Raw genomic sequence first — 14,097 nt, 5'->3', positions numbered from 1 at the left:
AATCGGATGGCCGTCCGGTTCGAGGCTCAGTCGCTCTTCTCGCACAAAGTCTCCTCCGCGCAGATACAAGGGGTGTTCCAGTGAACGCCAACGCCTCACTCCGCTGGAACACCCCTCAACCGTCTCGGCGCTCCGCGCCGATCCACCTTCTCCCACAAGGGGAGAAGGGGGCGCCACCTCTGGCAACCTCTCAGCTCTTCGGTTAGCTTCCGAAAATTCCTTGGCGGAGGATGAACCTTTTTGGACCGACCAGCGACAGAGCCACGAGGAGCCAGGCGGCTCGACCGGCCATGAACGCGGCGACCGAAACCGATCGCGCGCTTGTAGACCGGGTCGCGAAGGGCGACCGGGCCGCCGTGCGGCTCCTGTTCATGCGTCACCACGCGCGGATCTACCGTTTCGTGGCGCGCCAGACGGGATCGGACATGATGGCCGACGATATCACCAACGAGGTCTTTCTCGAATTGTGGCGCCAGGCGCCGAGCTTCGAAGGCCGCTCCGAAGTCTCGACTTGGCTGCTCGGCATCGCCCGCTTCAAGGCACTGTCCTTGCTGCGCAAGAAGAAGGAAGACTGGATCGACGACGATGCCGCGGCGCAGGTTCCCGACGGCGCCGACACGCCGGAAGTCGTCACCATGAAGGAAGACAAGGCCGCCGCCTTGCGCCGCTTCGTCGATGCCTTGCCGGAGGAACACCGCACGGTGATCGACCTTGCCTATTACCATGGCCAGTCGGTGACCGAGATCGGCGAGGTGCTCAACATCCCGGTTGCCACTGTCAAGACCAGGATGTTCTACGCCCGCAAGAAACTCGGCGAGGCCCTCAAGGCGGCCGGTTACGACAGGGGGTGGCCATGAGCGCCGCTGAAAAGATGTCGCGCCGCGACGAGATGGAGACGTTGCTGCCGTTCTACCTCAACGGTTCGCTGGAAGGCGCAGAACTCGAAGCCGTCGAGGAATGGCTGGCCTCCGATCCTGCGGCGATGGCCGCGCTCGGCGAGGCGGAAGCCGAATTCTCCGGCACCGCCGCCGCCAACGAAGCGATCCGACCGCCGGCCGACGCGCTCTCGCGCTTTGCAAGGGCGCTCGAGGCCGAGGCCGGTCCGGCGCGAGCGCCCCCCGGCCAGTCATGGCTGGCGAAGGTCTTCGGCCGGGTCACGGCAATTCCCTCGGGCGTCGCCTGGGCGGCGGCCGCGGCGCTGCTTGCGCTGGTCGTGGCGCAGTCTTTCGAGCGGCCGGGCGGCAAGGGCAACGACTTTGAAATCGCCGGCGCTCAGGATGATCTGCCAAACCTGCCCTTCGCCCTGGTCAAGTTCAAGCCGGATGCCAGGATGTCGGACATCGCCGCCTTCCTTGGGCAGAACGGGCTGAAGATCGCCGGCGGGCCGACCGCCGACGATGTGTTTCACGTGACGATCCCGGCCAGCACGGCGGCCGACTACGACAAGCTCGTCGGCCTTATTGCCGCCCAGCCTTTCGCGGAAGCTGTGGTGCAGGGAAGGAAACCGGTCGATGGCGGCTAAGGCGGTCGTTCTTCATGCGGCAATCCTCGCGGCGACATTTGTAGGCGCTCCCGCCACGGCGCAGACCAACGATCCGAACCTCTCGCAAAAGCAGATCGACTGCCTCAACCGGACGACGGCGGCCGGCGCTGACTGCGAGGGCGGCGCCAAGAATGGCGGCGGGAAATCCGGCGCGGGCAATGCCTCCGGCGGCGCTGTGTTCCTGCCGGCGCTGATCGTCGACCTGTTCCCGAATCCGCCGGCACGGCCGACGCCTGCGCCAACGCAGCCGAGCGGAACGGCGCCTCCAAAGGGTCCGACAAGCACAGCGGCGCCCGCTCCGCCGCCAAGCGGCCCCATCGCACCGCCTACCGGGCTCAATCTCGCCGCGCCGCCGCGTGCGGTCAGTGGCGAATTCGTGCCCGACGAGGTGCTGGTGACGGTCGCCGGCGATGCCGGCGCGGTGCAGCAGATCGCCACCACCTTCGGCCTGCAGGTGCGCTCGCAGCGCCAGTCGCGGCTGCTCGGCACAACGCTGGTGCGCTACGGCATTCCGGACGGACGGCCGGTCGGCGTCGTGCTGGCGCAGCTTGCCGCCGACGGGCGCACGCAACGGCGTGAGCCCAACCACATCTATTCGCTGCAGCAGGCAGCCGGCATCGTGAACTATGCCTTCGAGCGCATCGCGCTCGATTCGAAACAGGCGAGCGGCGAGAACGTGCGCGTCGCCGTCATCGACACCGGCATCGACGATACCAACCCAGCGCTAAAAGGCGTGATCGCCGACCAGTTCGACGCCATGCCGAACGTGCCGATCAAGAAGCGCGACCACGGCACCTCCGTCGACGGGCTGATCGCCGGCGTCGGCGCGCTGGAAGGCATCGCGCCGGGCGCCAAGATCTATCACGCACGAGCCTTCGAAGGCGGCAAGTCGAGTATGGATGTCATCCTGTCGGCGCTCGACTGGGCGGCGGAACAGGACGTGCGCATCATCAATATGAGCTTCGTCGGGCCGAAGAACGACCTGCTCGGCACGGCTTGCCGCAATGCGCGCGCGCTCGGCATGGTGCTGGTCGCAGCGGCCGGCAACAACGGGCCGAAGGCGCCTTACGGCTATCCGGCAGCCTTCGACGGCGTCATCGCGGTCACCGCGACCGACGCCAAGGACGGGCTGATGCCGCAAGCCAATCGCGGCGCCTATGTCTTCCTCTCGGCGCCGGGCGTTGAGATGGTTGCGCCGAGCGGCACCGGCTCGGACGTGGTGACCGGCACCTCCTTCGCCGCCGCGATCGTCTCAGGCGCGATCGCCAACCTGATCCATGCCGCGCCCGACCGCTCGGCCGACGAGATCGAGAAGGCGCTGGCGGCCACGGCCAAGGATCTCGGCCCGAAGGGGCGGGACAATGACTTCGGCCATGGGCTGTTGGATATCAAGGCGGCTGGGGCTGCGAAGAAATAGGCTCCCGAAAATCTGTGACGCCGGCGGGACAGCACCCCCCTCTGGCCTGCCGGCCATCTCCCCCGCAAGGGGGGAGATCAGCAGTTTCAGCGCCGACCCCGCTTCTCAAAGTCGAGTATTGGCGAATACGGCTGCGACGTCCAATCTCCCCCCTTGCGGGGGAGATGTCCGGCAGGACAGAGGGGGGTGCGACGGAACTCAACGCGTCTCGTCTGTCGGAACACGATCCCTACACCGGCGCGCCGGCCACCGACCCCCGCACCACCAGATCGACCGGCCAGACCTCGCCGCGCGCGCCCTCTTCCAGCCCTGATATGCGCGCCGCCAACCGCTCGGCAACACGCGCGCCGGCAAGGCGGATCGAGGAGCGCGTGGTCGACAGCGGCACCGGGAAATTCTCCGGCCGCAGCCAGGGAAAGACGTCGTCATGGGCGACCAGCGACAGATCGCCCGGAATGGTCAGGCCGAGATCGCGCACGGCGCGGACGACGCCGAGCGCCATGATGAGACTGGAGCAGACGATCGCCGTCGGGGCTCCGCTTTCTTCGAGCAGGCGGCGGGCGGCGCGATAGCCATTTTCCTCGGTCATGGTCGTGGAACAGATGTGGCGCTCGCCCAGTGTCAGTCCGCTGGCGGCAAGCGCCCGGCGCACGCCGCGCTCGCGATGGATGGCGAAGGTCTCGCGGTCATCGCCGTTGATCAGCGCCAGCCGCTTGTGGCCGAGCTGGACGAGAAGCCTGGCCGCTTCGTGGAAGGCGCCCTCGTTGTCGATATCGAGATAGGGATAGTCGAACTCAAAGCCCTCGCTGCGGCCATGGACGATGAAGGGGATGCCCAGCGTGTTGACCAGCGCCAGCCGCCGGTCGGCCGGGCGTGGCGAGGAAATGTAGACGGCGTCGACCTGCCGGTTGGCGACGATGCGCCGATAGGTCGTCTCCTGGTCGTCGGCGTCGGCCGGCGAGAGCACCAGATCGAGCTCGTGCGAGCGGGCATAGTCGCCGAGACCCGAAAGAAACTCGACGAAATGCGGATCGATGTCGACGGCGTTGCCGGTCGGCAGCACATAGCCGATCATTCCCGATTTGCCGGTGGCCAGCCGCCTCGCGCTGGGGTTCGGCCGGTAGCCGTGGCGCTTAGCGGCATCCATCACGCGACGCCGCGTCTCCTCGCTGACCTCCGGGTAGCCGTTCAGCGCCCGGCTTACCGTGGTTTGCGAAAGCGACAGCATGTGCGAGAGTTGCTTGAGGTTCATCGAGGCCTCCAGCCTCAAAGCGCTTTCAATTTGAATCGATCCGAGGATCGCTGGCACCGTCGTCGGAACGTCATGACCTTAGGGGCCGCCACAGGCAGTTTGAAGCCGAAATTGCTGCTGCAGCGCCAAAAAAGCTTGCTGCATTGCACTTTTTCCTTCACTCGCAAGCGGGTTTAAATCGATTAGCACGGCCGACCTCTTGACTTCCGCATGATTCAATGGCGAGATCAGCTTTAGCCAAAGCGCTTTGGAAGACTCTTCGAAAGGTTGCGGTTGCCTTCTCGCTGAGTCACAGTTCCGTGGGCGTCGGCGGACGAGATGGAGGTTTCGTCCGAACTGTCTCAACACTGGGAGGACTGCCATGAAGAAAATGCTTCTCTTGGGTGCTGCGTTCGCTGCGCTCACCCTTGGCCTGCCGGCACATGCCGAACTGAAATTCAAGCCGGGCGAGGATTCGAAGTTTCATTGGGCGAATTACGACGATCTCAAAAAGGTCGACCTCAAGGGCGAAACGCTGACCATCTTCGGTCCGTGGCGCGGCGAGGACGAGACGCTCGTGCGTTCGGTGCTCGACTATTTCTCCGAGGCGACGGGAGCGGAGGTCAAATACTCCTCGTCCGAGAATTATGAGCAGCAGATCGTCATCGACACACAGGCCGGCAGCCCGCCCAACATCGCCATCCTGCCACAGCCGGGACTGATCCAGGATCTCGCTTCCAAGGGTGTGCTGACCCCGCTGGGCGACGACGTCGCCGCCTGGATCAAGGAAAATTATGCCGCCGGCGACTCCTGGGCCAAGCTCGGCACCTATACGGGCAAGGACGGCAAGCCGGGCTTCTATGCCTTTCCCTACAAGATCGACGTGAAAGGTCTGGTCTGGTACTCGCCAGATAATTTCGAGGAGGCAGGCTACAAAGTTCCGAAGACTCAGGAGGAACTGGCCGATCTCGAAAAGAAGATCATTGCCGACGGCGGCAAGCCCTGGTGCATCGGCCTGGGTTCGGGCGGCGCCACCGGCTGGCCGGCGACCGACTGGGTCGAGGACATCATGCTGCGCACCCAGCCGCCGGAAGTCTACGACAAATGGGTGAAGAACGAGATTCCCTTCACCGATCCGGCCGTGGTCAACGCCCTCGACATCTTCGGCAAGATCGCAACCGACGACAAGATGGTCGACGGCGGTGCCAAGGCAGTCGCCGCAACCGACTTCCGCGACAGCCCGAAGGGCCTCTTTACGGTGCCGCCGAAGTGCTACATGCACCATCAGGCATCGTTCATTCCTTCGTTCTTCCCGGAGAATGTGAAGCTCGGCCAGGATGCGGACTTCTTCCCCTACCCGCCCTATGCCTCGAAGCCGGAACTGGGCACGCCGCTGGAAGTGGCCGGAACGCTGGTGATGATCACCAAGGATTCCAAGGCTTCGCGTGAGTTCATCAAGTTCCTCGAGATGCCGCTCGCGCACGAATTGTGGATGGCGCAGAAGAGCTTCGTCACGCCCTTCAAAGGAGCCAACAAGGACGCCTATGGCAGCGACGCGCTGAAGAAGCAGGGCGAGATCCTGGTCGGGGCCACCACGGTGCGTTTCGACGGCTCGGACCTGATGCCCGGCAAGGTCGGCGCAGGCTCCTTCTGGACCGGCATGATCGACCTGGTCGGCGGCAAGTCCGCCCAGGACGTCGCCGCCGATATCCAGAAGAGCTGGGATGCCATCAAGTAAGCAGAGAGGCCGCCGCGCGCGACCCGAGACTTTCCTCATCCTCCTACTGGATCCGGGCTACGGCCCGGGTCCGACCGGCAACGCACGCCGGAAGCCTTCGCGTTCCGAATAACTGAAAGTCGGCGCATGCGGCTGCCAGCCTCGGCCGGCCGGTCATGCCCAGGGAGAGGGACCCATGGCGGCTCAGATTTTCTCGGCCATATTCGTCATCATCATCGGCGTCGGCGGCTGTGTCGCGTATTTCTGGGGCGCCAACAAGCTGCTCGATCTCATCTTTCCGTCGCGCGGCGTCTCCGGCAGCGCCGCCGTCGACAATCTGCGCCGGCAAGGGCTGGTGCGGCCATGGCTGTTCGTCGGGCCGGCGATGATCATCCTGACCATCTATCTGATCTATCCGGTGATCGAGACGCTGCGGCTCTCTTTTCTCGACCGCGGCGGCGAGCACTTCGTCGGCCTCGCCAACTACCAATGGGCGTTCAGCGACCAGGATTTCCGCAACTCGATTTTCAACAACATCCTATGGCTGGCGGTGGTGCCGGCGGCCTGCACCTTCCTCGGCCTGATCATCGCCGTGCTCACCGACAAGATCTGGTGGGGGACGATCGCCAAGAGCCTGATCTTCCTGCCGCTGGCGATCTCTTTCGTCGGCGCCAGCGTGATCTGGAAATTCATCTACGAGTATCGCGGCGAGGGGCAGGTGCAGATCGGCCTGCTCAACGCCATCATCCAGTATTTCGGCGGCCAGCCGCAGGTCTGGATATCGCTGCCGTTTTGGAACAATTTCTTCCTGATGGTGATCCTGATCTGGATCCAGACAGGGTTCGCCATGGTGATCCTGTCGTCGGCCTTGCGCGGCATTCCGGAAGAGACGCTGGAGGCGGCCGTGATCGACGGCGCCAACCCGTTCCAGATCTTCTGGAAGATCATGGTGCCGCAGATCTGGGGGACGATCGCAGTTGTCTGGACCACCATCACCATCCTGGTGCTGAAAGTGTTCGACATCGTGCTGACCATGACCAACGGCCAATGGAACAGCCAGGTGCTCGCCAATCTGATGTTCGACTGGATGTTCCGCGGCGGCGGCGATTTCGGCCGCGGTGCCACGATCGCCATCATCATCATGATCGCGGTCATCCCGATCATGGTCTGGAACATTCGCCAGGCCAACAAAGAGACGGGAGGACACTGAGATGGCTGCGACCCGCGGAAAGTCCTTCGTCGGCCGATTCGGCGTTCATCTCGCCGTGCTGGTCTTCGTCGTCATCTGGACCATCCCGACACTCGGCATCCTCGTGTCGTCGCTGCGCGACAAGGACCAGATCATCGCGTCGGGTTGGTGGAACTCCTTCTCAAGCTCCAGCCAGACCGAGGCTGGGCGTCTGCCGGCTGCGTCCGCACAAACCCAGAAGGACGGCAAATACGTCATCGAAGGCAACGTCTTCGGCGACGGCGCCAAGCGTGCGATCAGCGCCTTCGGCACCAAGGCGGCGGCGCCGACACAATACAAGGCCGGCACGGCTGCCGATCTCGGCGATGGGGTGTCGCTGCAGGTCAACGCCGACGGCACCTTCGTGCTGTCTTCGCCGAAGGCCTTCGAAGGCGATCGCGGCCAGCGCGTCTACTATGCATCCTCGGCGCCGCCGAAATTCACCACGGAAAACTACGAGAACGTGCTTCTGTCGCAAGGCATCGGCCGCTCCTTCATGAACTCGCTGACCGTGACCATTCCGGCGACAGTGATCCCGATTCTGATCGCCGCCTTCGCCGCCTATGCGTTGGCCTGGATGCGCTTTCCCGGACGGGCGCTGCTGATTGCGGTGATCATCGGCCTGTTGGTGGTGCCGCTGCAGATGTCGCTGATCCCGCTGCTCAAGCTCTACAACGGCGTCGGGACCTTCTTCGGCGTGCCGTCGAAAACCTATCTCGGCATCTGGCTGGCGCATACCGGCTTCGGCCTGCCCTTCGCCATCTACCTGCTCAGAAGCTATATCGCCGGCCTGCCGCGCGAGATCATGGAATCGGCACGGATCGACGGCGCCAGCGATTTCGAGATCTTCGTCAAGATCGTGCTGCCGCTGTCCTTCCCGGTGCTTGCCTCCTTCGCCATCTTTCAATTCCTGTGGGTGTGGAACGATCTGTTGGTGGCGATGGTTTTCCTCGGCACGGCGCCCGACCAGATCGTGCTGACGGCGCAACTCAACGCGCTGCTCGGCTCGAGAGGCGGCAATTGGGAAATCCTCACGACATCGGCCTTCATCACCATCATCGTGCCGCTGATCGTGTTCTTCTCACTGCAGCGCTATTTCGTCCGCGGGCTGCTTGCCGGCTCGGTGAAAGGAGGTTGAGACAATGCAATCGGCTTTGAAGACGAGTTCGAGACCGGACCCCGCCGTAGACCGCGACTGGTGGCGGGGCGCGGTGATCTACCAGATCTATCCGCGCTCTTATCAGGACTCGAACGGCGACGGCATCGGCGACCTGCAAGGCATTGTCCGGCGGCTGCCCTACATCGCCTCGCTCGGCGTCGACGCCATCTGGATCTCGCCCTTCTTCAAATCGCCGATGAAGGATTTCGGCTACGACGTGTCGGACTATTGCGACGTCGATCCGATGTTCGGCACGCTGGCCGACTTCGACGCCCTGGTGGCGGAAGCCCATCGGCTGGGCCTCAAGGTGATGATCGACGAGGTGCTGTCGCACACCGCCGACATCCACCCCTGGTTCAAGGAAAGCCGCTCCAGCCGGACCAATCCGAAAGCCGACTGGTATGTGTGGGCGGACGCCAAGCCCGACGGCACGCCGCCCAACAATTGGCTGTCGATCTTCGGCGGCTCGGCCTGGCAATGGGATACAAGCCGCCAGCAATATTACATGCATAATTTCCTGGCCGAGCAGCCCGATCTCAACTTCCACAACGCCGAGGTTCAGGACGCGCTGCTCAACATCACCCGCTTCTGGCTGGAGCGCGGCGTCGACGGCTTTCGGCTCGACACCATCAATTTCTACTTCCACAGCCTGGGGCTGGAGGACAACCCGCCGCTGCCGCCGGAAGAGCGCAACGACCAGACGGCGCCGGCCGTGAATCCCTACAATTACCAGGACCATATCTACGACAAGAGCCGGCCGGAGAATCTCGGTTTCCTTGAACGCTTCCGCGCGCTGCTCGACGAATATCCGGCGCAGGCCGCCGTCGGCGAGGTCGGCGATTCGCAGCGCGGGCTGGAAGTGGTGGCCGCCTACACCGCCGACGGCAAGCGCGTTCACATGTGCTATTCCTTCGACTTCCTGGCACCGGAAAAGATCAGCGCCGCCAAGGTGCGGGCGGTGCTGGAGGCCTTCGGCCGGGTCGCCAGAGACGGCTGGTCCTGCTGGGCCTTCTCCAATCATGACGTGATGCGCGTGGCCTCGCGCTGGGCCGCCAACGAAGCCGATCCGAGCGCCTATCTCAAGGTGATCTCGGCGCTTTTGATGTCGCTGCGCGGCTCGGTCTGCATCTATCAGGGCGAAGAGCTCGGCCTCGGCGAGGCGGAACTGAAATTCGAGGACCTGCAAGACCCCTACGGCGTCCGTTTCTGGCCGGAATTCAAGGGCCGCGACGGCTGCCGCACGCCGATGGTGTGGGATGCGGCGGCCAAGAATGGCGGCTTCTCGACCGCCAAGCCCTGGCTGCCGGTGCCCGGCAAACATCTGGCGCAAGCCGTGAATGTGCAGCAGGGCGATCCGAGCTCGCTGCTCGAGCACTACCGGCGCTTTCTCGCCTTCCGGCGTCAGCATCCGGCGCTGGGCAAGGGCGAAATCGACTTTATCGAAAGCGATGGCGACACCGTGGCCTTCACGCGCCGCGAAGGCAACGAGCGCATCGCCTGCGTCTTCAACCTCGGCAGCAAGCCGGCCGAAGTCGATCTCGGCAAGGGCTCGCTGCAGCCCTTGCCGGGACATGGCTTTTCGGGACAAGGTGGCACCGGGCCCATCCGCCTTGGCGGCTATGGCGCCTGGTTCGGGCGGATCGACTGAGTTGAGAACAGACAATCACTGGGAGAGGAAACCATGGCCGATGTCACGCTGAACCAGGTGAAGAAATCATACGGCAACCTCAACATTCTCCACGGCATCGACCTCGACATCAAATCGGGCGAGTTCATCGTGTTCGTCGGGCCGTCGGGCTGCGGCAAGTCGACCTTGCTGAGGTCGATCGCCGGTCTCGAGGAAATCACCTCCGGCGTGCTCCAGATCGACGGCGAAGTTGTGAACGACGTGCCGCCTTCGAAGCGGGGCATCGCCATGGTGTTCCAGTCCTATGCGCTCTATCCGCATATGACCGTTTACGACAACATGGCTTTCTCGATGAAGATCGGTAAGGAAAGCAAGGCCGAGATCGACAAGCGCGTGCGCCAGGCGGCCGAGATCCTGCAGCTCACCAAGTATCTCGACCGCCTGCCCAAGGCGATGTCGGGCGGCCAGCGCCAGCGCGTCGCCATCGGCCGTGCCATCGTGCGCAATCCGAAGGTGTTCCTGTTCGACGAGCCGCTGTCGAATCTCGATGCGGCACTGCGCGTCGCCACCCGCATCGAGATCGCCAAGCTGAAAGAATCGATGCCGAACACGACGATGATCTACGTCACGCACGACCAGGTCGAGGCGATGACGCTGGCGGACCGCATCGTGGTGCTGAAGGAAGGCGTCGTCGAGCAGGTCGGCACGCCGATGGAGCTCTACAAGCGGCCGGGCAATCTCTTCGTCGCGCAGTTCATCGGATCGCCGGCCATGAACATATTGCCGGCGAAGATCGAGAAGGCCGGCAATCCGACCGTGGTCAGCCATGTCGGCGACCGCAAGGCGACGGTGCCGATCACAACGCCCGCTTCGGCGAACGGCGCGGCGGTGAGCTTCGGCGTGCGGCCCGAGGATCTCGCGATCGCGACCGGGACGGATTACCTGTTCGAAGGCAAGGTCGATTATATCGAGCAGCTCGGCGAGGTTCAGCTCGTCTATGTCGATATCGGCCGCGCCGATCTGCCGCTGGTGGCCAAACTGCCGGGAAATGTCGAGGTCAAGCGCGGCGAGACGCTGCGGCTCAATGCCGGCGCCGGGGATCTGCACATCTTCGACGCGGAGGGGCATTCCTTCACGCTGCATCGCGACGAGGCGAAGGCGGCCTGACGCGCGGTGCTGCCGTTTCGGCCAAGAGGCGCGAGACGGTCCGGCTAAAGAAAGAGCGGCGAGGTTTGCCTTCGCCGCTCTTTTTCGTCAACTGCTTGCGGCTGTTAGCGGCCGAACAGATTGCGGTCGCTGCCCTGCGGGGCCGACTTGTGCACGTCATTCGACGAGTTCAGCAGCTTATAGACCGGCGAGTCGGTGCCCACCGACGAAGTGCGGGTCGTGTCGACGGCAGGGGCCTGCTGGCTGGCGCCAGCCGAGCCGTAATTGTCGCTGCCTGCGAAAGCTGCGCCGGAGAGGGCCAGAACGGCCGTTGCGGCAAGAACGATCTTCTTCATTTCAATACTCCTGAATTCTTAACCTGATGTCGTTTCCAAAACTGGGGTACACTTTTGGGCGACATGCCTTGGGACGCGGCGGGTGAACCCAGCGTCTGTCTCCTGTCGGCCATGGCCCCTCATGGATCATTGCCAGGTTCGGCAGTTTAGTTGTTGCCGAAGAGGTTGTGGTCCGCGCCCTGGGTGACGGGCTTCTGAGCGGCCGCTTCCGACCTGTGGGTCGAGGCCGTGCGAGAAGTGTCGACCGCGGCGGCCGGCTGATTGGCGGCGTTGGAACCGTAGTTGTCGCTACCAGCGAAGGCGCTGCCGGAAATGGCCAGAAGGGCGGCGGCAGTGAGAACAATCTTTTTCATTTTTGGTACTCCAGTATGTTTTTTTCGTCCGTCTAGCGGCGTGTCTTGGGAGGGAAAATCGCGTCGTTCGGACAGCCCCGATGTGGGTGAGCTGGCTGCCGGATTCCAATCACGAAGTTGTTTCGGCTGGCCCATGAATCCCCATCTTGAAATTGTACCAATCGCCCGCCACGATCGGTTTTTACACTGTTGAATCAGTTGGTTATCGCATTTATCCATTTGGCGCACCAAGTGTATACGCGCGCCGAGTGTTCACCCCGTCCTGCACGCACCGTCAACAGAAACGAACTGTTCGGTTCGATTTTAGAATCTCCTAATAGTCACTTTCCGATACCGCTTAACCATCTTGGACCTGCCGGGTCGATTCGGAAGCCTTGGCGTCCACGGGGTCAAAGGCGTCGGCAACTCTGGGCGCAGCGTCGTCTGAAGACCTTCTCTCCGATCTGGAAGGATCGCGCCGGCCGGGCGCCGGGCCTGCTCGCGCGTCAGCGTCAGCACCAGATCGAAGCCGTCGCGACGATCGTCCGGTTCAATCAACTCGTCGCGGAAGTCGACCTCGTTTGCGGGCAACCGAAATCTTGTCGGCGGAACCTGCCGAAGAGGCCGGCAGGCTCCTTGGAAGTTTTCTCAGCCGGCGGCGAAAGGCACGGCGACGAATATCTGCGCGTCGCCGCGATCGACCAGCAGCAGCACCGACTTCCTGCCGGACTTGCCGGCCTCGGCGATCGCCTGGTTCGCTTGCCTTGCGTTTTTCACCGGCGTGCGGTCGACGGCGACGATGACATCGCCGGGTTCGATGCCGGCCGCGGAGGCCGCCTTGTCCGGGTTGACGCGCTCGACCACGGCGCCGCGCTGGTTGTCGGCCAGGTTGAGCTGCTCCCGGATGTCCGGCGTGAGGTCCGTAAGGCCAAGGCCGAGCGAGGGCACGCGCAGGCCCTGTTCGGCAGATGGCTTGCCGCCCTCGTCATTCGAGGCGGTCTTCTGGTCTTCGGCATTGCGGCCGACATCGGCCGAGATCTGCATCGCCTTGCCGTTGCGCCAGACACTCAGCGTTTCCTTGCTGCCGGGGGAGACGTCGGCGACGGCGCGCGACAGATCCTTGGGGTCCTTGATCTCCTGGCCGGCGAAGCCGGTGATGACGTCGCCGGTCTCGATGCCGGCCTTGGCCGCCGGCGAACCGTCGGTGACCGCCGCGACCAGCGCGCCGCCCGGATGGTCGAGGCCGATGGCGCTAGCGACGTCCTGCGTGACCGGCTGGATCTGCACGCCAAGATAGCCGTATTCGATGTCACCGCCCTTCATAAGCTTGTCGACCACTTTTTGTGCCTGGTCCGAAGGAATGGCGAAGCCGACGCCGACGCTGCCGCCATTGGGCGAATAGATCGCCGTGTTGATGCCGACCACATTGCCCTTCACGTCGACAAGCGGGCCGCCGGAATTGCCGTGGTTGATCGGCGCGTCGATCTGGATGAAATCGTCGAACGGCCCGCTGTGCAGGTCGCGGCCGCGCGCCGAGACGATGCCGGCGGTGACCGTGGTGCCGATGCCGAACGGATTGCCGATCGCCAGCACCTGGTCGCCGGTCATCAGCTTGTCGGAATCGCCCCATTTGACGGTCGGCAGCGGCTTGCTCGCCTTGACCTTGAGCACCGCCAGATCGTTCTTTGCGTCGTGGCCGACGAGCTTGGCGGGAAGCTCGGTGCCGTCGTCGAGCGTCACCTTGATCGAGGTCGCGCCGTCGATGACATGGTTGTTGGTGACGATGGTGCCATCGGACCCGACGATGAAGCCGGAGCCCAAAGCCTCCTGCCGCGGCGCCTGCTGCGGCGGCGTCTTGGGCATCGGGATGCCCTGGTCGCCGAAGAACTGCTGGAAATACTGGTCGAAGGGCGAATTGCCGTCGAAAGGCGAGCCGTCATCCGTCGCGCCGGGCTGGGCTTTCATCACGGTCGTCACGGTCACGACTGCCGGCTTGGTGGTGGCGACAACCGGCGCGAACGAGCCGTTCGGGGCGGTAATGCCGGCGACCGGCGTCTGTGTCGTCGCGACCACGTTGCTCAGGCCGGCATTGCCGGGATTTTGCGCAAAGGAAACAACGACGGGGGAGATGATCAGCGCAGCGCCCAGCAGGGCCGCGACGCGATGTCTGCGAAGAATGCTAAATGGTGACATGGTCGTTTCTGTCCGGGCGAGAGTTGATCCGGCGCCGCGGACGGCTCTCTCCAAGGACGCGCCCGTCGGCGTGTCGACGGCCGGGATTGCCCGTCTCGCCATGCATGGCAGCCGGCCGGATCGACAGCCACGCATTTAGGGCGTGGAA

12 protein-coding genes are annotated in these 14,097 nt (G+C 63.8%); 8 read left to right on the top strand and 4 right to left on the bottom strand.

Annotation, left to right across the window (positions count from 1 at the left end):
• Nucleotides 1-290 precede the first annotated feature (290 nt).
• The 3 genes from P9230_RS30750 to P9230_RS30740 are packed head-to-tail and all read left to right on the top strand — an operon-like array spanning nt 291 to nt 2,960.
• On the top strand, nt 291-857 hold the full coding sequence (locus P9230_RS30750; RefSeq protein WP_278054897.1) for a sigma-70 family RNA polymerase sigma factor: 567 nt from the start codon (nt 291-293) through the stop codon (nt 855-857).
• Complete coding sequence (locus P9230_RS30745) at nt 854-1,522, top strand: anti-sigma factor (RefSeq protein ID WP_278113586.1); 669 nt, start codon at nt 854-856, stop codon at nt 1,520-1,522. The genes P9230_RS30750 and P9230_RS30745 overlap by 4 nt, the downstream gene beginning before the upstream one ends.
• Complete coding sequence (locus P9230_RS30740; protein ID WP_278121633.1) at nt 1,512-2,960, top strand: S8 family serine peptidase; 1,449 nt, start codon at nt 1,512-1,514, stop codon at nt 2,958-2,960. The genes P9230_RS30745 and P9230_RS30740 overlap by 11 nt, the downstream gene beginning before the upstream one ends.
• A 229-nt stretch (nt 2,961-3,189) precedes the next feature.
• Here the strand turns inward: P9230_RS30740 and P9230_RS30735 are convergent, their stop codons facing one another.
• Nucleotides 3,190-4,212, bottom strand: a complete 1,023-nt coding sequence (locus P9230_RS30735) for a substrate-binding domain-containing protein (protein WP_067324096.1) — start codon at nt 4,210-4,212, stop codon at nt 3,190-3,192.
• Between the two features lie 361 nt (nt 4,213-4,573).
• Between P9230_RS30735 and P9230_RS30730 the strand changes: the two genes are divergently transcribed.
• From P9230_RS30730 to ugpC, 5 genes are all read left to right on the top strand, one after another.
• Nucleotides 4,574-5,929 carry an ABC transporter substrate-binding protein gene (locus P9230_RS30730; protein WP_066996009.1) on the top strand — a complete coding sequence of 452 codons (1,356 nt, stop codon included), beginning with the start codon at nt 4,574-4,576 and terminating at the stop codon, nt 5,927-5,929.
• A 175-nt stretch (nt 5,930-6,104) separates the two neighbouring features.
• Nucleotides 6,105-7,118, top strand: a complete 1,014-nt coding sequence (locus tag P9230_RS30725; RefSeq protein WP_066996012.1) for a sugar ABC transporter permease — start codon at nt 6,105-6,107, stop codon at nt 7,116-7,118.
• A gap of 1 nt (nt 7,119) precedes the next feature.
• The gene (locus P9230_RS30720) at nt 7,120-8,274 is read left to right on the top strand and encodes a carbohydrate ABC transporter permease (RefSeq protein WP_066996015.1); all 1,155 of its coding nucleotides are present in this window, start codon (nt 7,120-7,122) and stop codon (nt 8,272-8,274) included.
• 4 nt (nt 8,275-8,278) lie between these two features.
• Nucleotides 8,279-9,943, top strand: a complete 1,665-nt coding sequence (locus tag P9230_RS30715; protein ID WP_278121630.1) for an alpha-glucosidase — start codon at nt 8,279-8,281, stop codon at nt 9,941-9,943.
• Between the two features lie 33 nt (nt 9,944-9,976).
• Nucleotides 9,977-11,089, top strand: a complete 1,113-nt coding sequence (gene ugpC, locus P9230_RS30710) for a sn-glycerol-3-phosphate ABC transporter ATP-binding protein UgpC (protein WP_066996021.1) — start codon at nt 9,977-9,979, stop codon at nt 11,087-11,089.
• 104 nt (nt 11,090-11,193) lie between these two features.
• Here the strand turns inward: ugpC and P9230_RS30705 are convergent, their stop codons facing one another.
• The 3 genes from P9230_RS30705 to P9230_RS30695 all read right to left on the bottom strand — a co-directional run bounded on the left by P9230_RS30705 (nt 11,194) and on the right by P9230_RS30695 (nt 13,949).
• A complete protein-coding gene (locus P9230_RS30705) occupies nt 11,194-11,424 on the bottom strand; it encodes a DUF680 domain-containing protein (RefSeq protein WP_066996024.1) in 231 nt (76 codons plus the stop codon).
• Nucleotides 11,425-11,570: 146 nt separating this feature from the next.
• Complete coding sequence (locus P9230_RS30700) at nt 11,571-11,777, bottom strand: DUF680 domain-containing protein (protein ID WP_066996029.1); 207 nt, start codon at nt 11,775-11,777, stop codon at nt 11,571-11,573.
• Between the two features lie 627 nt (nt 11,778-12,404).
• Entirely contained in the window at nt 12,405-13,949 is a 1,545-nt protein-coding gene (locus P9230_RS30695; protein WP_066996035.1) for a DegQ family serine endoprotease, read from the bottom strand.
• Between the last annotated feature and the right edge of the window lie 148 nt (nt 13,950-14,097).

This window comes from Mesorhizobium sp. WSM4887, assembly GCF_029625865.1.
Lineage (GTDB): Bacteria > Pseudomonadota > Alphaproteobacteria > Rhizobiales > Rhizobiaceae > Mesorhizobium.
This window is presented reverse-complemented; position numbering and strand designations above follow the sequence as displayed.